At 52.6% G+C, this 18,376-nt stretch carries 19 protein-coding genes; 4 read left to right on the top strand and 15 right to left on the bottom strand.

What is annotated here, in order from left to right; genetic code table 11:
- Nucleotides 1-27: 27 nt before the first annotated feature.
- The 7 genes from HMPREF2554_RS00725 to clpS form a co-directional block, all read right to left on the bottom strand.
- On the bottom strand, nucleotides 28-1,257 hold the full coding sequence (locus tag HMPREF2554_RS00725) for a hypothetical protein (RefSeq protein ID WP_013398905.1): 1,230 nt from the start codon (nucleotides 1,255-1,257) through the stop codon (nucleotides 28-30).
- A gap of 204 nt (nucleotides 1,258-1,461) precedes the next feature.
- Complete coding sequence (locus tag HMPREF2554_RS00720) at nucleotides 1,462-2,124, bottom strand: non-canonical purine NTP pyrophosphatase (RefSeq protein WP_013398904.1); 663 nt, start codon at nucleotides 2,122-2,124, stop codon at nucleotides 1,462-1,464.
- A gap of 7 nt (nucleotides 2,125-2,131) precedes the next feature.
- Nucleotides 2,132-2,869 carry a ribonuclease PH gene (gene rph / locus HMPREF2554_RS00715; protein WP_013398903.1) on the bottom strand — a complete coding sequence of 246 codons (738 nt, stop codon included), beginning with the start codon at nucleotides 2,867-2,869 and terminating at the stop codon, nucleotides 2,132-2,134.
- A gap of 7 nt (nucleotides 2,870-2,876) precedes the next feature.
- Nucleotides 2,877-3,764: an MBL fold metallo-hydrolase gene (locus HMPREF2554_RS00710; protein ID WP_013398902.1), complete on the bottom strand. Its 888-nt coding sequence runs from the start codon at nucleotides 3,762-3,764 to the stop codon at nucleotides 2,877-2,879.
- A 12-nt stretch (nucleotides 3,765-3,776) separates the two neighbouring features.
- Nucleotides 3,777-4,817, bottom strand: coding sequence for a glutamate racemase (gene murI, locus HMPREF2554_RS00705; protein WP_013398901.1), 1,041 nt, complete (start codon nucleotides 4,815-4,817; stop codon nucleotides 3,777-3,779).
- Nucleotides 4,818-5,040: 223 nt separating this feature from the next.
- The gene (locus HMPREF2554_RS00700) at nucleotides 5,041-5,607 is read right to left on the bottom strand and encodes a DUF2017 domain-containing protein (protein ID WP_013398900.1); all 567 of its coding nucleotides are present in this window, start codon (nucleotides 5,605-5,607) and stop codon (nucleotides 5,041-5,043) included.
- 3 nt (nucleotides 5,608-5,610) lie between these two features.
- Nucleotides 5,611-5,958 (bottom strand): ATP-dependent Clp protease adapter ClpS, encoded by a 348-nt coding sequence (gene clpS / locus HMPREF2554_RS00695; protein WP_013398899.1) that lies wholly within the window; start codon nucleotides 5,956-5,958, stop codon nucleotides 5,611-5,613.
- A 142-nt stretch (nucleotides 5,959-6,100) separates the two neighbouring features.
- On the opposite strand from clpS, the gene HMPREF2554_RS00690 reads away from it, so the two are divergent.
- Together HMPREF2554_RS00690 and HMPREF2554_RS00685 are read left to right on the top strand one after the other, a co-directional pair.
- Entirely contained in the window at nucleotides 6,101-7,408 is a 1,308-nt protein-coding gene (locus HMPREF2554_RS00690) for a nicotinate phosphoribosyltransferase (protein ID WP_305793961.1), read from the top strand.
- A 41-nt stretch (nucleotides 7,409-7,449) separates the two neighbouring features.
- A complete protein-coding gene (locus HMPREF2554_RS00685; protein ID WP_013398897.1) occupies nucleotides 7,450-8,076 on the top strand; it encodes an isochorismatase family protein in 627 nt (208 codons plus the stop codon).
- Nucleotides 8,077-8,093: 17 nt separating this feature from the next.
- Here HMPREF2554_RS00685 and HMPREF2554_RS00680 read toward each other — a convergent pair whose 3' ends face one another.
- From HMPREF2554_RS00680 to HMPREF2554_RS00660, 5 genes are all read right to left on the bottom strand, one after another.
- On the bottom strand, nucleotides 8,094-9,884 hold the full coding sequence (locus tag HMPREF2554_RS00680) for a DEAD/DEAH box helicase (protein WP_172461382.1): 1,791 nt from the start codon (nucleotides 9,882-9,884) through the stop codon (nucleotides 8,094-8,096).
- Between the two features lie 238 nt (nucleotides 9,885-10,122).
- Entirely contained in the window at nucleotides 10,123-10,422 is a 300-nt protein-coding gene (locus tag HMPREF2554_RS00675) for a DUF3039 domain-containing protein (RefSeq protein ID WP_004004450.1), read from the bottom strand.
- 168 nt (nucleotides 10,423-10,590) lie between these two features.
- Nucleotides 10,591-12,246 carry a hypothetical protein gene (locus tag HMPREF2554_RS00670; protein WP_013398895.1) on the bottom strand — a complete coding sequence of 552 codons (1,656 nt, stop codon included), beginning with the start codon at nucleotides 12,244-12,246 and terminating at the stop codon, nucleotides 10,591-10,593.
- Nucleotides 12,222-13,070 carry an ABC transporter ATP-binding protein gene (locus tag HMPREF2554_RS00665; RefSeq protein WP_013398894.1) on the bottom strand — a complete coding sequence of 283 codons (849 nt, stop codon included), beginning with the start codon at nucleotides 13,068-13,070 and terminating at the stop codon, nucleotides 12,222-12,224. Before HMPREF2554_RS00665 ends, HMPREF2554_RS00670 begins: the two co-directional genes overlap by 25 nt.
- A gap of 298 nt (nucleotides 13,071-13,368) precedes the next feature.
- Nucleotides 13,369-14,325, bottom strand: coding sequence for a co-chaperone YbbN (locus HMPREF2554_RS00660; RefSeq protein WP_013398893.1), 957 nt, complete (start codon nucleotides 14,323-14,325; stop codon nucleotides 13,369-13,371).
- A gap of 300 nt (nucleotides 14,326-14,625) precedes the next feature.
- Between HMPREF2554_RS00660 and HMPREF2554_RS00655 the strand changes: the two genes are divergently transcribed.
- On the top strand, nucleotides 14,626-15,861 hold the full coding sequence (locus HMPREF2554_RS00655; RefSeq protein WP_041321742.1) for an AI-2E family transporter: 1,236 nt from the start codon (nucleotides 14,626-14,628) through the stop codon (nucleotides 15,859-15,861).
- Between the two features lie 81 nt (nucleotides 15,862-15,942).
- On the opposite strand, the gene HMPREF2554_RS00650 is transcribed toward HMPREF2554_RS00655, so the two are convergent.
- Nucleotides 15,943-16,761, bottom strand: a complete 819-nt coding sequence (locus HMPREF2554_RS00650) for an alpha/beta hydrolase (protein ID WP_013398891.1) — start codon at nucleotides 16,759-16,761, stop codon at nucleotides 15,943-15,945.
- Between the two features lie 66 nt (nucleotides 16,762-16,827).
- Entirely contained in the window at nucleotides 16,828-17,154 is a 327-nt protein-coding gene (locus tag HMPREF2554_RS00645; RefSeq protein WP_004004444.1) for a hypothetical protein, read from the bottom strand.
- Between the two features lie 112 nt (nucleotides 17,155-17,266).
- On the opposite strand from HMPREF2554_RS00645, the gene nucS reads away from it, so the two are divergent.
- Complete coding sequence (gene nucS, locus HMPREF2554_RS00640; protein WP_041322057.1) at nucleotides 17,267-17,980, top strand: endonuclease NucS; 714 nt, start codon at nucleotides 17,267-17,269, stop codon at nucleotides 17,978-17,980.
- Nucleotides 17,981-18,093: 113 nt separating this feature from the next.
- Here nucS and HMPREF2554_RS00635 read toward each other — a convergent pair whose 3' ends face one another.
- On the bottom strand, nucleotides 18,094-18,375 hold the full coding sequence (locus HMPREF2554_RS00635) for a hypothetical protein (protein WP_013398889.1): 282 nt from the start codon (nucleotides 18,373-18,375) through the stop codon (nucleotides 18,094-18,096).
- Nucleotide 18,376 lies beyond the last annotated feature (1 nt).

The following is an 18,376-nucleotide window of genomic DNA, read 5'->3' as shown; positions in this document are numbered from 1 at the left end:
ACGAAGGAAATCGTACCCTTGAAGTTTCTAATGCGTTTCGCCGGTCGCCCGCGCTGAGCTTTCATGCCTATTTGTCACCATAATATTAGACGAGAAATAGAACTCTTCCGGCAGTTCGTTAGTCACAGGACCGTGTGGAAATTCGCTGATCTTAGGCACAAAATACCAGTCCATCAGTTCGGCGCTTGTCTGCTTCAGGATCTTACGCACACGCATGGCGCGCGCTACTTGACGGCGAAGTCGTGGTGTATCTTTCTGCGTCGAGGTAAAAATCCAAGGTTCCTCGTACCCTTCAGCGACGGTACCGAAGGTAATCTGCAAGAACCCATCGTCGGTCGTGGAATAAAGAAGATCATCAGGCATAATATCGGTGAACGCGAGCATCCAGCTATGTCGGCGCTCATAGCATTCACGGGTTGTCTGCAAAGCCGCGATAAGACGGTGGTCAATCAAGAGCTCTACCCGACGTTCCGTGATGTCTCCCAGCTTGGCGTAGTTCCCAAAAGCGCGGTTTGCGCCGGAACGACGCGGCCATTTGGTGACGGCCCCATGAGGGACTTCTCCCGCAAAGGTGAACGGACCGCGAATAGTACCGGACAAACGTAACCGTTCAAAGGGTGCTGTAGGCAGAAAAGTGTAAAGCAACCTATCGGCGCTTACCGATTTACCCCAGCGTGCAACTTCAAAAATAGTTGGTTCTGGTCCTACAGGGTACATACGGGGCATAGGCCGCCCATATTCGTCAAAACCCTCACGGGATTTTCCATCCGGCAGATAACCTTCCAGCGTTGCTCCCACTGGTCGAGTCCATGATCCTGAATAGGGTTTGACGATGCGCGGCTTCTGCACCGGAAGAATGCTGGTGCGTGCGCCGAAGTAGGCGGGCATCCTTTCCAGATTGCGCCACGCGTATTTTGCGGCAACTGCTTCGCGCCACCAAAGGGGCCGTTTACCGGGGGTCTGCCCGCCCAAACAGTGCATCAAGACCCAAAATCCTACCCAGAGGAAACATAAAGTTGCGCCGCTCAGAGTTACGATGCTTCCAACCAGTGCTGCGGTACCTGTCGCCCAGATATTGATGCCCACCCATGCTGTTAAGAGCCCCCAGCATCCCATGGCATAGGGCCCGAGAGTTATCACTGGATCAACTACTTTAACAGCGGCGATAACACGCCGATTGAGCCCGCGCCAGATATAAGAGTATGCCCACAGCGCGGGAATCAACAGAATAATCATTACAGCAAAGAGAACAATCATCAGGGCCTCAAAGCATATCTGTTGCCGTATATATTACTTACCATTGTGCCTTGTACCAGAATCGTTTTATATGATCTTCACGGTCGAAGCTGAGAAAGAGATAACCGCAACGTTCTTTCTTTAGAAGATGTCGTACATACCCGATTGATGTGCTAAAACACTCCGATCATGCGTCTTTATGAAAGAATCTCATAGGACGCATGATTATTTATGCTCAAGAGCTTGCTGCAGATGCGGAACTAATGCTTCAAAGGCACGAGCTCGGTGACTTATTGAATTTTTGATCTCTGCCGGGATCTGGGCACACGACTGGTCTGCATAGGCTCCGTCATAAAGCGCGTTATCACCATTAAGCTCCACCGGCATCATAATAGGATCATACCCAAACCCGCCATCCCCCTGCGGTGCGTGCAAAAGCGTTCCAGGAAGCTCGCCGTACTCGACTGCTTCATACCCACCGAGCGCTGAAGGAACAGCGAGGGAGGCGGCACAGCAGAATTTAGCGGCACGATGTTCATCGCTAATATCGCGAAGTTGCCCTAAAAGCAGGGTGAGATTCGCGGTATCGTCCCCATGCTCCCCCGCCCAGCGCGCCGAAAAAATGCCGGGAGCGCCGTGAAGAACCTCAACGGAAAGACCCGAATCATCGGCAATAGCGATAAACCCTGTAGATTCTGCCACGGCACGCGCCTTGAGCAATGAATTCTCGGCAAATGTTACCCCGGTCTCTGGAACATCGGGGGCATTGATGCTGGCGGCATCGACCACATCGGTATCCACGTTCAGCCCAACAATACGGTTACGCAAAATTTCGCGAAGTTCGCGCAGCTTACCTTGATTGCGACTCGCTAAGACAACCTTAACCATAAAAGTATTACCCCTCTTCAAGAGATTCACGCTGTATCCGAGCAAGTTCGGCGGTGCCTTCTAAAGCAAGGTCGAGCAAAGCATTCAGCTCATTACGGTCAAACGGTGCGCCTTCTGCCGTACCCTGAACCTCCACAAATTTCCCAGAGCCGGTCACGACCACATTCATATCAGTTTCAGCGCGCACATCCTCGGTATAGGGCAAATCAAGCATGGGAGTACCGTCGATAATACCCACGGAAATAGCTGACACAGAGTCTTTCAAAGGCTTAGCACTGGGTGAAAGCAGACCATTACGCTGTGCCCACGCGATAGAATCGGCGAGCGCTACATAGGCACCCGTGATCGAAGCGGTACGTGTTCCGCCATCTGCCTGAAGCACATCGCAATCCAGAACGATAGTGTTCTCCCCCAGCGCGTTCATATCGATAACGGCACGTAGGGATCGTCCAATAAGACGGGAAATTTCGTGTGTACGACCGCCAATCTTTCCCTTGACGGATTCACGCGAAGACCGGGTGCCTGTAGCGCGCGGAAGCATGGCGTACTCTGCGGTTACCCACCCCTTTCCTTCACCTTTGAGCCAGCGTGGTACCCCTTCCGTGAAGGATGCGGTGCACAGCACCCGGGTATCGCCAAACTCTACCAGCGCAGACCCTTCGGCTTGGTTTGACCACCCACGAGTGATAGTGATGGGGCGCAGTTCGTTGAGGGCACGACCGTCGGCACGGGCTACAGAAGTCATAGTTCTCCTACTCTTCTTCCGGTGGAAGAGATATGTTTGACATGGGCGGATCGAGCAGTTCGATAACGTTCAGGGTTGAGGTTGGCGGATGCGTAGGCGCTGGCCTAGGATGCACGCGATAGCTTGCTGCAACCTCGGCGACGCCTACCGGCCCGTCGAATGCACTTTGTGCCTCGGTACGGGCGATATCGGGGTCATTCCACACGGGCAGGTGCGTTAACAAAAGGTTGCGTACCCCGGCTTCTTGAGCTGCTTCACCGGCGCGCTTACCGGTCAGGTGAATACCGCGCAACGCATCGTCACGTCCTTCTTGATACGCCGCTTCGCATAGGAAAAGATCGGCACCGCGGGCAGCTTTGATGAGCCCATCGCATGTATCGGTATCACCGGAGTAAGCAAAAAGTGTTCTGCCGTCCCGGCTATTGCAGGTAATACGTAGCGCGTAAGGATCTTTAGCGGGGTGGAGCACCCTAAAGGGTTCAACTGTGAAAGGACCGATTTCGACTTTATGTCCTTCGTCCCAAGTATGATATTCAAACTCGGTACTCATGCCCGGGTCTGGGTCAAGCCCGTGCGTTGCCGAAAGATATTCGTTAATGGCAGCAGGCCCGTAGAGAGGAATCCTGCCTTTGGGCCAGCCTCGGGGATCCCATTTCACGGCGACATGCAAACCGGAGAGGTCAATGCAATGGTCAGGGTGAAGATGCGATATCAGGATAGCGTCAATCTCAGCCAGGTCAATGTACCGTTGAAGTACACCTAGTGAGCCGTTGCCCATATCCATGAGCACACGCCACGTGTGCCCAGCATAATCGGTTGCTGAGAGCAGATAACAGCTCGCCGGAGAATTTGGTCCGGGAAACGAGCCGGTACAGCCGATAATCGTCAAGCGCATACGGGGTGTTTCCTATTCGGTGTGTGTGAAAGCAGCAAGATTTGAGTCAATCGTGACGGAAGGCAGTCCTGAGGCTTCTTCGGAGTTGGAGTCTTTCGCAGTGGCCTTTTCGCTGCCTGCTGGTGCGGGAAGAGCCGCCAAAGAGCCTGTGGGGAATCGTTCTGCCACAGATGCCGTGTGCCGCACATTGTGAACTTCTGGGCCCAAGAACCTGCGCGCTAGGTTCTCGAAAGTCTCAGATTCGCCGGTCGCTAAGAATTCATGATGCGGATTCGTTTCAAGGTCAGGGTTCTCAATATTCTCGGTAAGAAGTGCCCGATAAACGTCTTTGGCGGTCTCATCTGCCGAAGACACAAGAGTTACGCCCTCCCCCATGATGTAGGAAATAATGCCCGTCAGCAAAGGGTAGTGAGTGCAGCCAAGTACCAGCGTGTCTACTCTCGAATCTTTAAGAGGCTGCAGATATTCTTCGGCAGTACGCAAAAGTTCGGGTCCGGATGTCACGCCCTTCTCCACGAACTCGACGAATCGAGGACATGCGACAGACTGCACCATAAGGTTCGGAGCGATCGCAAATGTATCTTCGTAAGCGCGTGAGGTCACCGTTGCCTCTGTGGCGATAACCCCAATCTTACGGTTGCGGGTCGCGGCTAGTGCTCGACGCGCGGCAGGCTGAATTACCTCAATCACGGGAATACCGTAGTGGCGGGTGTAGCGTTCGCGCGCATCCCGGAGCACAGCGGCAGAGGCAGTATTGCACGCAATAACCAGCATTTTTACGCCGGAATCAACAAGCTCGTCCATAATGCGCAGGGCGTTGGCACGAACCTCGGCAATTTTGAGCGGGCCGTAAGGTCCATGAGCGGTGTCGCCTACATAAATAATGCGCTCATGTGGCAACTGATCCATAATAGCGCGTGCAACGGTCAGACCACCCACCCCGGAGTCAAAAACTCCGATGGGTGCGCTTGATGTTGGACCAGCCGGTGGCGCGGGAGTTCCCCACGGGGTGCGGGTACGATATGGATTTGAGGTATCTAAGTTATCGCTCACGAACTTTACCTGTTTTCCTTCAGCATATGATGTACTTTATTTTCATTCTAAGGTGTCACAGATACTGTCCTGTTCTAGATAGCCGTCTCTGAGTCCTAAACCACCCTATAGGATGAGCCACATCAAGGTTCGGGCAGTGATGTTTCTATCGCATGCGGTACTGAGCTCGTTAATCTGGAGGGCATCGTGCGATGCGCTTATTTTGTCTCTGACCAGCACGTTTCTAAGACTGCGGGGTTTCCATCGAATCAAGCATCGCAACCATAAGCGAGTCCTGTACCCAGGTCACGAAATTGTACACGACCGCCAAATAATCGTCATCGTTCTCAACCTTTGACCAGTCCGTGAGATGGTGCACCTGGTCTGCACGTTCTTCATCGATAATGTCTAAACGGCTTCCCAAGACTAAACGGATATCGTTAAGTGCAGACGCCCACGCATGCGCGTGCTCATCACTAAGCACGATGTCTCCCGCTTCAATATCGAAAGCGAGGAGACTCAGATTTGCCACCTTCGTGGCGCGTAAATCCTGTTCAGTGTACCGGCGATATTCCAGCGCCGCCTCAGGATCGCTACTTCCTGCAGGCAGTACTCGTGCCACCGCTGGATCGTCTGGGATGCTGGGATTCTCGACAATACCGATGAGAGCTTCAAGAGGATCATGATTTTCCGAATCCGGAGATTCCAGAAGAGCAATCACGTCTTCGGCTAGATCTCGAATAAGATCAAATTCAGCCTTCTCAAATCGAGCGGCGTAGCCATGCGGTGTATGTCGAAAACCCTGCGCCATAAATTAGTTCTCCGCCTTTTCAAAGCTCGCCATCAAACCCCACGCGTGCATGGCCTGGGTATGCTTTTCCGCATCCTCACGACTACCGGTGAACACAACAGCCTTGCCATTATTGTGCACCTGGAGCATCAGTTTCTCGGCACGACGACGGCTAAACCCGAAATGAGCGCGAAAAACATAGGAAACATAGGTCATAAGATTAACGGGATCGTTCCAGACGATTACCTGCCACGGCGTCTGCGTTTCAAGATTTTCGTCAATCGTCGCATCAAGCTCAGTGGCATCTAGAGTATCGGTCGCAAGAACAGCCGTCACAGTGTGGTTGGAAAGATGGGTGAGCTTGTTGGTCATGCATAAGATTATACTCGTGGGGGCTTTGTTCCTGCGGGATTGATTCCGTTCAAATAATCATAAATATCTTAAAGTCAAATTTACATTATGTCGCGGACAACACATCCCGTAAAGGTAGTAACCTGCCTAACAGACAACTAAAATGAGACATATGGCAACTACCTCGCTTCTAACCGACCATTACGAACTTACGATGCTCCAGGCAGCACTCGCCTCTGGAACTGCGCATCGCCGCTGTACCTTTGAAGTCTTTACACGTCGCTTGCCCGCGGGTCGCCGCTACGGCGTGCTCGCGGGTACAGGACGCTTTCTCGAAGGGCTTCAGTCTTTCCGCTTCGATGACGAAGATCTATCTTTTCTAGCCTCTCGCAATGTTGTGAATGCGCAAACCCTAAAATACCTTGAGAATTTTAGGTTTACCGGCAATATTCGAGGCTATGTCGAGGGAGAGATTTTCTTTCCACACTCCCCCGTTGTACAGGTCGAAGCAACTTTCGCAGAAGCCTGCGTCTTAGAAACCTACCTGCTGTCTATCTTGAACTATGATTCAGCTGTTGCATCTGCCGCGTCACGTATGACTGCGGCGGCGGGCCACCGTCCCTGTATTGAGATGGGCTCGCGCCGTGCGCACGAACGTGCCGCTGTATCGGCGGCACGTGCCGCTGCTATTGCAGGCTTCACTGCAACATCCAACCTGGAAGCGGGCAGGCGCTATGGGCTTCACACTCTCGGTACCAGCGCCCACGCCTTTACCCTTCTTTACGACTCTGAGCGCGAAGCCTTTGAAGCGCAACTGCAATCGTTAGGGGCACGCACGACTCTTCTTGCTGATACCTATGATGTCGAGAATGCGGTACGCCTTGGCGTGGAACTCGCGGGCGAAGAGCTCGGCGGAGTCCGCCTAGACTCAGGTGATCTGGTAGCATCGGCACAGCGCGTGCGTGAACTTCTCGATTCTCTGGGCAACCACAACACCAAGATTACAGTGACGAGTGATCTTGATGAATATGCTATCGCTTCCTTAGCCGCCGCGCCGGTAGATTCCTACGGTGTGGGCACCAGGCTGGTGACCGGTTCCGGTGCCCCTACCTCTGCAATGGTGTACAAGCTGGTGGAACGTGAAAATGCCGCTGGCGAACTGGAACCCGTCGCTAAAACCTCTGCTGGCAAACGTTCCCCAGGTGGGGCAAAGCAAGCCGCGCGCCGCCACAATTCCTTGGGTATCGCCACCGCCGAGCTTATCGGAACGGGGAACAACCCCGCTGCCCTCGAAAATACTCGCGACCTTATTCGCGATTTTGTGGTTTCTGGCGAGCTCCTGCCCGGTTTTACCGGCGAAGAGGCGGTACGCAACGCAACCAAACGACATAGCGCATCCCTAGCGGAACTTCCCGAATCCGCTCGTCGCCTTTCAGAAGGCGAACCCGTTATTCCCACTGAATTCATCTAGCCACAGCCCATCCAGATATTGCCAAGAAAGGGACTATACACATGGCAAAAGCGCTTATTATTGTCGACGTTCAGAATGATTTCTGCCCTGGCGGAGCCCTTGCAACACAGCAAGGCGCCAACGTTGCGTCGCTAATTAGCGAATACGTTGAGGAACACCATCACCAGTACGATGCCATTGTGGCAACTCAAGACTGGCACATTGATCCGGGCGATCATTTCTCAGAAAATCCAGATTATGTGAATTCCTGGCCTGTACACTGCGTCGCCAACACCGAGGGGGCAGAGATTCACCCGAATCTTGATACCGACTATATCGAAGCATATTTCCGCAAAGGCAAGTATGAGGCGGCATATTCGGGCTTCGAGGGTCTTCAAGCTGCCGAAGATTCCGTGATGACCGGTGAGCACGATCCCGAAGCATCGTTGGAAGATGAGGCACCTAACACCCCGCTCGCCGATTGGCTCGACGAACATGATGTTAAAGATGTTGATATTGTCGGGATCGCGACCGACTTCTGTGTACTAGCGACAGCAAAGGATGCAGTAGACGCCGGGTACGAAACTCGCGTTCTGATTGACCTCACGGCGCCGGTTCATGAAGACAAACTGAATGATGTTATCGCCAATATGGAGGATGACGGTATTATCGTTGCGGAAGTGCTTTAGTCAGGCGAAAAATTATTCTACGAGCTCCTGCCCACGAACCAGTCCGCCAATTTATCCAGGCGAGCCTGAATTTGCTCCGCTGACGCCTGCGCGACCGCAGGACCACCGCAAATTTTACGCAGCTCATTATGGATAACACCGTGTGGTTTGCCTGAACGGATAGACCAAGCTGCCACGTTTTTCGCCAGTTTATTGCGCATCTCTTTAAGCTGGCGGTGGTCCACAATTGCGGGAGCTGCTGTCGCTGGGCGGCGGGATGCGTGTTCACGCTGGCGTGCACGAAGCAGAGTACCCACCTGGTCGGCGTCCAGCAAACCGGGAATACCGAGGAAGTCTTGTTCCTCTTCCGAACCGATCTCCAGACCACCTGACGAAAATTCGGAGCCATCGAAGAGCACGCCGTGGAAGGAAGCTTGCGAACCAATCGCCTCGAATTTACCGCGCGCTAGTTGTTCGGAAGCGCGTTCCTCGCGGTTTGCTTCTTCGAGCGCTTCATCGTCCAGCCCTTCAGCCATTGGATCGATATCGTCGTCGGTGGTATGGCGGTCGAGGGCGTGGTCACGCTCAACTTCCATATCATTAGCAAGCATCATCAGCTGCGGCACAGACGGCAGAAAGACAGATGCGGTTTCCCCACGTTTACGAGCTCGCACAAAACGACCAATCGCCTGTGCGAAGAAGAGAGGTGTGCTGGTGCTGGTAGCATACACGCCCACCGCCAAGCGGGGTACGTCCACCCCTTCGGACACCATGCGTACCGCGACCATCCACCGCTTGTTGCTTTCACGAAAATCGTCGATTTTAGCGGATGCTTCACGATCGTCAGAAAGTACTACGGTCGGCTTCTCACCCGTGATCTTGTGCAGTTTTTCGGCATAGGCTTTGGCGTCGGCATGGTCAGTTGCGATGACGAGCGCTCCCGCGTCAGGAACAGTGCGGCGCACTTCGGTGAGTCGTTTATCGGCCGCAGAGAGCACGGTGGGAATCCACTCACCCTGAGGATCAAGTGCGGTGCGCCATGCCTGGGCGGTAATATCTTTAGTGAATCCTTCCCCTAGATTCGCCGCCATTTCTTCTCCGGCGGAGGTCCGCCAGCGCATTTGTCCGGAATATGCCATGAAAATAACTGGCCGCACCACGTGGTCTTTCAGCGCGGGGCCATAACCATAGGAGTAATCGGCCCGCGACCGACGAATACCTTCATGGTCTTGCTCATAGGTAACAAATGGGATAGGTGAGGCATCAGATCGGAATGGTGTACCGGTCAGCGCAAGGCGGCGTGTGGCCTCATCGAAAGCCTCACGCAGACCATCGCCCCATGATAAAGCATCACCTGCATGGTGGATTTCGTCGAAGATAACAAGAGTCTTGTCATTTTCGGTATTTCGGGCATGCAGCTGCGGTTTGTTAGCAACCTGCGAATATGTGAGCGCTACGCCCTTGTACTGGCGTCCAACGTGAACATCGGCGTTTTTGAAATTAGGATCGATCGGAATACCGACCTTAGCAGCGGCATCCGCCCACTGTTTCTTGAGGTGGTCGGTGGGTGCTACCACGGTAAGTTTTCGCACAACCCCGCGATCGAAGAGTTCGCGTGCCAAGGTGAGAGCAAAGGTTGTCTTGCCCGCACCAGGGGTTGCTACAGCCATAAAGTCCCGAGGGTTCGTCTCAAAATATTTTTTCATCGCCTCGGCCTGCCAGGCACGCAAACTGACGGAAGTACCCCACGGGGCACGATCGGGGTATGCCGGGGAGAGCTTTGGCTTAACCATGCTGTCAAACAATGTAGGCTCTTCGTACTCGCTCATGCTTTTCTCCCCCATATTTTCTCTGGTTTACCTCTGCTTCAGTATTTCCTGTGTACAAAGGCTCCTGCAGAAACACAGGTTATAAATTCTACCACCGTGTCGTGATACGTCCGCGAGGGTTCGCTTAATTATTTTGCCCAGTGCGAAGTCTGTTTGAGTCCAAAAATAAAGTATGTGCCTGCACCCCATGCTGGGGATACAAGCACATACTTCTGCATATTCCGGAGCGAAACTTCCGTTATTTGTCGCCGTTATCCGAATTATCTTTACCAGGCTTAAGACCCTCGTAGATTTCTTTGCAGGTTGGGCAGACTGGGAATTTCTGCGGATCGCGTCCAGGAGTCCACACCTTACCGCACAGCGCGCGAACGGGTTCACCGGTAAGGGCGGATTCCATGATTTTTTCCTTACGCACGTAGTGCGAGAAGCGTTCATGGTCGCCCGGCTCAGAAAGCTGGGCTTCTTCCCGCTCAAGTAGTGCGGTACCGCCCGCAGTCTCGGGACCGAAGGGATCTTCAACGCCTTCAATGGAGCTCATGTTCTCTCCTTCAAGTATGTTCTCGCCGTCTTAGTGCTACTAGTTCTATTGTAGAAACTAGTGTAACAACGGGAAGGGAAGTATAGTTATTCCATAGAGAATAAGGGCGACGCTTGGAAACATACGTGTAACTGCCCATAATGCCGCCCCATATTCTCTATATAGGCTCTAGTTCGTATTGAACTTTGCAACCCGCTGAAGCATCATCGAGCTATGGCGATCGTAGAGTTTACCACCTGCAGAAATTCCAATGATAAACAGTGCAGCGCCGATAACCAGCTGGATAACGCCGGAGATAATCAGCACCATGTCATCCTTGCCGCCGACGATGTAGATGAACGAGCCAATCCCACCAGGAAGAGCGATCAGCATGCAGATAATCATGCTGCCCATCAGTAAAAGCTGCTTCGCAAAGCCGTCTGGCTGCTTAGGCGTTTTGAAGGGGTTGGCTCCAGGAGGCGCGACCGGTGGCGAAAGCACTGTATCAAGCATCAATCCGAACCCTACGGTTCCTGCGTAGACTCCCAGCTGATGCAAAAGCACGACCGGGTAATAGGCTATAAGCCCGTGGACAGCGCACATAATAAAGAACATCACCACGACGATCGGCAGCATTACGATGGAGTGTCCGAGTGCACGCCCAAGCCTATCATCACGCCCACGCAGCGGCGAGAGCACGTGCAGACTAAAAGCCGTGTTATCGTACGAGACCATATATGCTATGTAGAATCCTGTGAAAACATTGCAGAAATAAACCCAGAAGCCGAAGAGCGTTTCAGGTCCAGCCCCGGAATTAGCGAGCTGGATTCCCGTCGTCACGCCACGAGACCCCATGCTGCCCGTGAAGAGCGGCATCACGAGAGCAAAGAGTACATAGAGCATGGCAGTCATGGCGATCAGCAAAGTCATGCGCGTATCTTTGAAGTAGCTATGAATGGTACGTGCAGCCACAGCACCCCAACCAGTGTTTGGGAACCTCGCAAAAATACCAATATCTCCTGCCGTCAGGTTCTTAGCCTTGCCCCGTTTTTGTTCACCGCTGACATTACGCATTGAGCGTTCGAGGCTACGACCCCACAATACCCAAGCACCACCCAGGTATATGAGGGAAAGTACCAGACTTAGACCTGCTAGAGCCCAGTTACCCGCCGCCACATGGTATGCAATCGCAAAAGCAGACCCGAAAGGCGTATACCCCAACCATTGAACGTTCTGAGCGATCTCCTGGAAATGATCTATCACATAGAATATAGCTCCACTGAAGATAAAGCCCGAGCTTACCAACAGCACGCCCAGAATAATCTTGAAGATCAGATCAATACGGGGGTTAGCATTCAAATAAACGCCAAGCTGATTGGCAAGGCGCGCCACTGTCATCAGCAAAGCCAGCCCCAACACTATGCTCAGCAGATAGGCTGCTAATCCCACAGGATTACCAATAAATCCGAGGGTTCCCAGAAGGATTAGGATAATCGTCGCTATACCTGGAAGACCTATAAACCCACCGAAGAATTGCCCCTTCTGCAGCGTCTTAGCCTCTAGCGGGAATAACACGAAGCGGCTTTCATCAAGGGTTCCGTCTAGGCCAGTCCAGACAATGGGGATAAGAGCCCAGCCAAGAGATACAAGAAACCCGAGGAATAGGGCGAGTGCAGGACCATCTAAACTACCATCAATCCCTAAACCAACATAAGCGAATCCCAAACCAGTCAGTGTGCCAAGCAGATATAGGGCGCCAAAGGCAATACCAATAATCGCCCACACACTACGTTTGAGCGAAGCAAGCACATACCGCCATTTTAGTGAGACGAGGTGCGCAACCATGATAGTCCTTCCGAGGTGGTGCGTCCGCCCACGAGCTGTATGAAACGTTCTTCCAAAGTAGATTCCCCACGCACTTCATCAACCGTACCCGCAGCGAGAATCCGTCCCTCATCCATAATGGCGACGTGATCGCATAAACGCTGCACCAAGTCCATGACATGCGAGGAGAGGATAACTGTTCCGCCTGAGGCGACGAATCCTTTGAGGATATCCTGAATATTAGCCGCTGAAACCGGATCAACCGCTTCAAAGGGCTCATCCAAGATCAAGACTGAAGGGGCGTGAATCAGCGCTGCTGCGAGGGCGATCTTCTTAGTCATACCTGCTGAATAGTCGGCGACCGCGCGACCTGCTGCATCGGTTAAATCCATAGCCTGCAGAAGATCCTTGGTACGTTCGGCGACAGTGTCACGTTCGAGACCGTGCAGGTACCCCGAATAGGTAATAAGCTGTTCACCTGTGAGTTTATCGAAAAGGTGTACGCCATCCGGCAGAACGCCCAAGTGCTTTTTGGCTTCCAAAGGGTTCTGCCACATATCGGTTCCCTTAATCAACGCCACGCCTTCGGTGGGCTGCAGCATACCAGAAACCATTGAGATAGTCGTCGTCTTACCGGCACCGTTGCGCCCTACCAAACCGTAAAAAGAGCCGGTAGGAATGGAAAGATTAATGCGATTAACGGCAACAGTCATGCCGAACGCCTTCGTCAAACCATGAATTTCGATGGCATTAACAAGGTGCGCACCAGGTTGGTGACTAAGAGCCTCACGTGTGACTTGAGGCAAGCTCCCCGGCTGCGCGTCTGCATAACTCTGATCGGTCATTGATTGGCCTGCATCATACGTTGGTGCACCAGCTTGTGTATTCTCTGGTGAATAGCCGTAGTCTTCAGGTACCGTCCCAGGCACAGAATTGTGTTCTTTCATACATACAACGGTACCAGTTTGGGAATACTTCAGAACCATATTTGGGGCTTATATCACCAATAATTCTCTAAACTTTTTAAAGCATGAACTATAAGGATTACTAGAGTATTTTTTATTACCTTCACGTTGAAGGTGCGAATAAGGCGGGATGCGTCACAAGCTACATACATCCCACCTTATTTTCTCTTCTATGGGTCTAGAAAATTGCCGTCGTCAGCTCAGCTCGTGCTTTGACCGTTCGCGGGTCTGTAGCACCCACAACGTCAAAGAGCTGCACAAGACGTTCACGTACTCGGGTCTTATCTTCCGGAGAAACAGATTTAAAAAGTCGCAGCAGTCGTGCGTAGGCATCTTCAACATGCCCGCCTATAACGTCAAGATCGGCAACGTTAAAGGCAGCCTCAATGTTGAGAGCGTCGGATGCAGCTGCTTCACGCTCTTTGGCAAGATCCAAATCTGCCACGCGAGCTAATAAATCAACCTGAGCAAGCCCAACTTTAGCATCATGATCGCCTGGGTTCTCTGTCAAAGCCTCGCGGTAGGCGGCTCGTGCTCCTTCATAGTCGCGTTCATCAAGGGCCTCCAGTGCTTTAGCGTGCAGCGGCGGCAGGGTTTTCTCTTCCTCATCCGAAGGAGCAGGCTCAAATCCACCGGGAAGCTGATACTGCGCAGCAACCTGCAAGACCTGCTTCAGCATTTCTGACAGATCCTGCGGACTGATCTGACCGTTATAAAGAGGGGCCGGGCGACCGGCGATAACGGCCACACCTGCCGGTACGCCGTCCATGCCAAACGCTTGGGCAGCCTCCGGAAGTTTCGTAATATCGACGGCGGCAAGCAGCATCGCACCTTCCGCCGCATTGACTAGGTTTTCGACGGCGTCTAGCATTTCAAGCGACGCTGGAGAATGCGGGGCATATAGCCCAAAGATCACGGCGCCTTGAGTAGACAGTTGTACGTACTTCTGAAAATCTTCAGGTGTTGCAACATCGAAACGCCAGCTTTTCGCCGAATTGCTTTGTGCTGCAGTGGGTGTAGAAGTACTGATATCGTGACCGCCAAGCACTGGAGCGCTACGTACCGACGCGGGAATTTGTTCTGCTGAGCCTTGGGGGTTTGTTGGCAGTTGGTTCGGGGTGGGAGGAATTGTCATCGAGAATCCTTTGCGAGCCTCAGAGAAATTTAACGTACTCCCTAATTATCCCGCGCGACCCGCTGTTTTACAGGATTCTCGGCAATCGTTCGAGGTGCGCGAAATTTCAGATAGGCTTACTCGGTAGCTTTCTGCCTCAAGAATGTTGCGAGCGCATACAGTTTTCAGAGATGCCCGGTAGAATAGCCAGGTAAGCTTTATGAAAGGCAGACTATGTCCGATAGCTCGAATCCGCAAGCCCAGCAGACTCCTCCCCCAGTTCCCCGGGTTCCGCGGAAAAAGCCGGAGCAGGAAGAACCCATGTTTGAACAGGACGGTTCCGTATCGTCTACAAAGCGCGAATCCCTGACTTCACATATTACGGGTACCATCAGCGATTTGACCGATAGCATCAGTCAGGCACGTTCACAACGCCGCAAAGCTTCTCTTCCTCCCCGCATCTCTCCAAAAGTCGATGAGGCTTCTGAACTTCATATTTATGAGAAAAGCTCACCGCTGCATAATCCTGTATCTTTCGGTTTCCTGACGACGGTTGGTGTTGGTCTGGCCCTGCTGGCTTACTACGCTTTTACCAATGTCGGCGCGCTTGTCGGCTGGGTCACTGGCGCTATCTTCATCGCGCTTGGGCTTGATCCCATTGTTCGTAAACTTGAGAGTTTCGGCGTTAAACGCAGTGCCGGTGTGGTGATTGTGGTTCTTTCCTTCGCAGCCATCATTAGCGGACTTGTGGTGTGGATTGTGCCTATTATCAGCGCACAGGCCAGCAGCTTTGTCTATCGGGCACCCGCTATTTATCAGGATTTCATCGATTCTGATACTTTCAAACGCATTGATGACGTTCTGCATGTTAACGATTGGGTTAATAACAACGTTCCAAAGTTCCTAGAGTCTCTTACATCAAGCTCTGCGGTCGGCGGATTCATGAGCAACCTAATTACTGCGGGTTCCACAATTGCGCAGATTTTGACCGGCACTATTATTGTGCTGTTCCTCTCGCTCTATTTCCTCTCATCAATGCGCACTATTAAGGCGTGGGGGTCGCGTTTGGCTCCGGCTTCCAAGCGGGAACGTGTTGAGGAACTTACCGAACGTATCACGGGTGCCGTTGGTAACTATGTGATGGGGCAGGGAGTTGTCGCTGTTCTCAACGCAACCTTCGCGCTTATCACCATGATTATCTTGGGGTTCTCATTCCCTCAACTTGTGGCTGTGTTCGTCTTGATTTTGGCCTTCATCCCATTGGTTGGCGGCGTAGCGGCGCTTGTTCTGGTGTCTCTTATTCTTCTGACGCAAGGCTGGCAAATGTCTGTCACATTTGCGATCGCCTATTTCATTTACCTGCAGATCGAGGCGTACGTAATTTCGCCGCGTATTATGTCAAAGGCTGTTTCGGTTCCCGGCGGTGTCGCTATTATCGCTGTCGCTGCAGGCGGTGCGCTGTGGGGCGTCTTGGGCGCGCTTATCGCGATTCCTGTTGCCGCATCGCTACTGATTCTGGTGAAGGAAGTCTTTATTCCCCGCCAAGACCATCGGTAAAACCCTTTTCTTCAAAATAAGGATGCGCCCGCCGTTGAGAAAAGCGGCAGGCGCATCCTTCGTATAGACGGAGTAGACAGATTATGGTTCAGTAATCTCTTCTGCGACCGGGCCGTTGTATTCGGTAGGAAGTGTGGTCTGCTGGCCCGTCACCACTGAGACAAGGGCGTTGATCACGCTGTTTACTGACTTTTCGCCCACCCAAAGGTGTTTACAGTTCTCAAAAGGCACGACCTGAGTGCGGGCTATTGATTTAAAACGCTCGCGCGCTTCGGTGGGGCGTAGATAGTCGTCAAACTCCGGGATAAAGGCATAGAGCGGATTTGAGATTTTATTCCATTCGTCCAGTTCGGCGGGATGCACTCGGTGCAGCGGCGGGGAAAGCAGAATAGCCCCCACAAATTCTGATGCATGTTCTGGGGCGTACTTGAGCACAAGCTCCGTGCCGAAGGACCACCCGATTAACCAGATATTCGGCAGCTGGCGTTCTACGGCATATTGTAAGATCGCGTCAAAATCTTTTTTCTCAGCAAATCCTCCGTCGAACACTCCCTCGCTTGTACCGCGGATCGAAGAAGTACCGCGGGTGTTAAACCGCAGAACCGCAATATTTGCAAGCGCTGGCAGACGGAATGAAGCCTTCTTGTACACATGCGAATCCATATATCCGCCGTGCGTTGGAAGCGGGTGAAAAGTCACGAGAGTAGCTTTAATTTCCCCTTCGGGAAGTGCCAGTTCACCCACAAGGCGCTTCCCGTCAGCGGTTGTAACATCAAAATTCTCTCGGCGCGCGGGAAGTACCGTGCGAGATTTAATGAGAACAGGCTGATCAGATTGGGTGAAAACATACCGTGAGGGATCAAACTCTCGGAGTTTTCCAGAGGACTCTTCAGTCGCCATAGTGTCACTTTCTTCGTTCTAACAGGTCTTCGCGCCCACGATAGGTATTCCGATCTCGTAATAGTTCTAAGCGCGTCTGGTACGCCAACAATGTTGGTGCCAGTGGCGGCGCTCATCAATGGCGCGAGAACGCCCCAGTGTATGGCTTTCTTGCCATACAACAAGATGCGCTGTTCTTGGCGGAATTGGACGGTTGCATTCTGGGCACGTATAGGTTTTCAGAGCATTTACGGCGGGAATGTACTGCACCAGCCAATCACCAAAACGGTCACGTTCAATGCGCGGCGCCGGGTCAAGAATACGAGATATATCACGTCCACCGGGTGCAGACCGCGTCCATTTGTTGGAGGTTGTGCCCGAGGAACGTTTACCGGGGTGATTCTTGCGTGCCATGCTTTCTATTCTAGCGTTCAGTACGGCATGCCATCTTTTAGCTGCTTTGATGCCGCCAGGCAGCGGTTTCTACAGCTGGCATGTCATACTCTTCCTCGGTAGAGTAGATGGGGTGCGTATCGTTATAGCTGACTGTTCCGTTGATTACGAAGGGCGTTTGCGTGCCCATCTCCCCCGTGCTACCCGCTTACTTATGGTGAAGAATGACGGTTCTGTGCTTATCCATTCCGATGGCGGTTCCTATAAGCCGCTAAACTGGATGAGCCCACCATGCTCTCTCCTTGTCGCAGACTATGACGAGATTCCAGATAGCACCCGGGAAGATCTTGATACAGATGTGCAGCAGCTGTGGACGGTACAAGCCGCTAAAAGTGATGACCGCCTCCTTATCCGCGTGTACGAAGTTATTCATGAGCACGCCCATGATTTAGGAGTCGATCCTGGACTTATCAAAGACGGCGTAGAGGCCGACCTGCAGCGTCTTCTTGCTGAACAGATCGAAACACTCGGCAAGGGTTACTCCTTGGTACGCCGTGAATACCCTACAGCTATTGGTCCTGTAGATATTATGGCGAGAGACTCCAATGGTATCAGCATTGCGGTAGAGCTCAAGCGCGTGGGCGATATTGACGGAGTGGAACAGCTTACCCGGTACCTCGATCTGCTCAACCGCGACCCACGGCTGGCACCCGTCAAGGGAGTTTTTGCTGCACAAAAGATCAAGCCCCAGGCACGGACTCTTGCCGAAGATCGCGGTATCCGCTGCATCTCTCTCGATTACGATGCGATGCGCGGTATCGACGACGCAGCAGATCGGCTTTTCTAAGCCAACATTTATGCACTGTAGAGATCTTCGCGACTCTAAAACTCAAGTATTCGGGAAAGTAAAAGCCGGTACAACCAACAATAGGTTGTACCGGCTTTTACCTTATTAACGGTTTACTTCTTACCCGTCGTAGGGGTAGCGATCTCGGCATGCTTTGCCGCGATCGTTACCTTATCATTTGAGACGGTCAAGAACCCATCATGCAAACGCGTGGTGAGTTCGCCACCATTGACGGGTCGAATCAGAAGTTCTCCGTCCTCCGCAAGAAGCGCACAGGTGGGGATGAGTCCGGGATAAATACCCAAATCGCCGTTCATAGTACGTACCCGTACGTAGGAGGCTTCACCAGTCCACACAACGTTTTCGCGAGAAACAACTTCAACTGTTAGTGCCATA

The sequence above is a fragment of the Rothia sp. HMSC071F11 genome (assembly GCF_001809115.1).
Classification (GTDB): Bacteria; Actinomycetota; Actinomycetes; order Actinomycetales; family Micrococcaceae; genus Rothia; species Rothia dentocariosa.
Note: the sequence above shows the minus strand (reverse complement) of the source record. Positions and strands in the feature narration are given on the sequence as shown.

What these genes read in the sequence shown, in the direction of transcription:
- HMPREF2554_RS00725 (WP_013398905.1), bottom strand. Translation starts at nt 1,257, where the DNA reads ATGATTGTTCTCTTTGCTGTAATGATTATTCTGTTGATTCCCGCGCTG.
- HMPREF2554_RS00720 (WP_013398904.1), bottom strand. Translation starts at nt 2,124, where the DNA reads ATGGTTAAGGTTGTCTTAGCGAGTCGCAATCAAGGTAAGCTGCGCGAA.
- rph (WP_013398903.1), bottom strand. Translation starts at nt 2,869, where the DNA reads ATGACTTCTGTAGCCCGTGCCGACGGTCGTGCCCTCAACGAACTGCGC.
- HMPREF2554_RS00710 (WP_013398902.1), bottom strand. Translation starts at nt 3,764, where the DNA reads ATGCGCTTGACGATTATCGGCTGTACCGGCTCGTTTCCCGGACCAAAT.
- HMPREF2554_RS00700 (WP_013398900.1), bottom strand. Translation starts at nt 5,607, where the DNA reads ATGGCGCAGGGTTTTCGACATACACCGCATGGCTACGCCGCTCGATTT.
- clpS (WP_013398899.1), bottom strand. Translation starts at nt 5,958, where the DNA reads ATGACCAACAAGCTCACCCATCTTTCCAACCACACTGTGACGGCTGTT.
- HMPREF2554_RS00690 (WP_305793961.1), top strand. Translation starts at nt 6,101, where the DNA reads ATGAGACATATGGCAACTACCTCGCTTCTAACCGACCATTACGAACTT.
- HMPREF2554_RS00685 (WP_013398897.1), top strand. Translation starts at nt 7,450, where the DNA reads ATGGCAAAAGCGCTTATTATTGTCGACGTTCAGAATGATTTCTGCCCT.
- HMPREF2554_RS00680 (WP_172461382.1), bottom strand. Translation starts at nt 9,884, where the DNA reads ATGAGCGAGTACGAAGAGCCTACATTGTTTGACAGCATGGTTAAGCCA.
- HMPREF2554_RS00675 (WP_004004450.1), bottom strand. Translation starts at nt 10,422, where the DNA reads ATGAGCTCCATTGAAGGCGTTGAAGATCCCTTCGGTCCCGAGACTGCG.
- HMPREF2554_RS00670 (WP_013398895.1), bottom strand. Translation starts at nt 12,246, where the DNA reads ATGGTTGCGCACCTCGTCTCACTAAAATGGCGGTATGTGCTTGCTTCG.
- HMPREF2554_RS00665 (WP_013398894.1), bottom strand. Translation starts at nt 13,070, where the DNA reads ATGACCGATCAGAGTTATGCAGACGCGCAGCCGGGGAGCTTGCCTCAA.
- HMPREF2554_RS00660 (WP_013398893.1), bottom strand. Translation starts at nt 14,325, where the DNA reads ATGACAATTCCTCCCACCCCGAACCAACTGCCAACAAACCCCCAAGGC.
- HMPREF2554_RS00655 (WP_041321742.1), top strand. Translation starts at nt 14,626, where the DNA reads ATGTTTGAACAGGACGGTTCCGTATCGTCTACAAAGCGCGAATCCCTG.
- HMPREF2554_RS00650 (WP_013398891.1), bottom strand. Translation starts at nt 16,761, where the DNA reads ATGGCGACTGAAGAGTCCTCTGGAAAACTCCGAGAGTTTGATCCCTCA.
- HMPREF2554_RS00645 (WP_004004444.1), bottom strand. Translation starts at nt 17,154, where the DNA reads ATGGCACGCAAGAATCACCCCGGTAAACGTTCCTCGGGCACAACCTCC.
- HMPREF2554_RS00635 (WP_013398889.1), bottom strand. Translation starts at nt 18,375, where the DNA reads ATGGCACTAACAGTTGAAGTTGTTTCTCGCGAAAACGTTGTGTGGACT.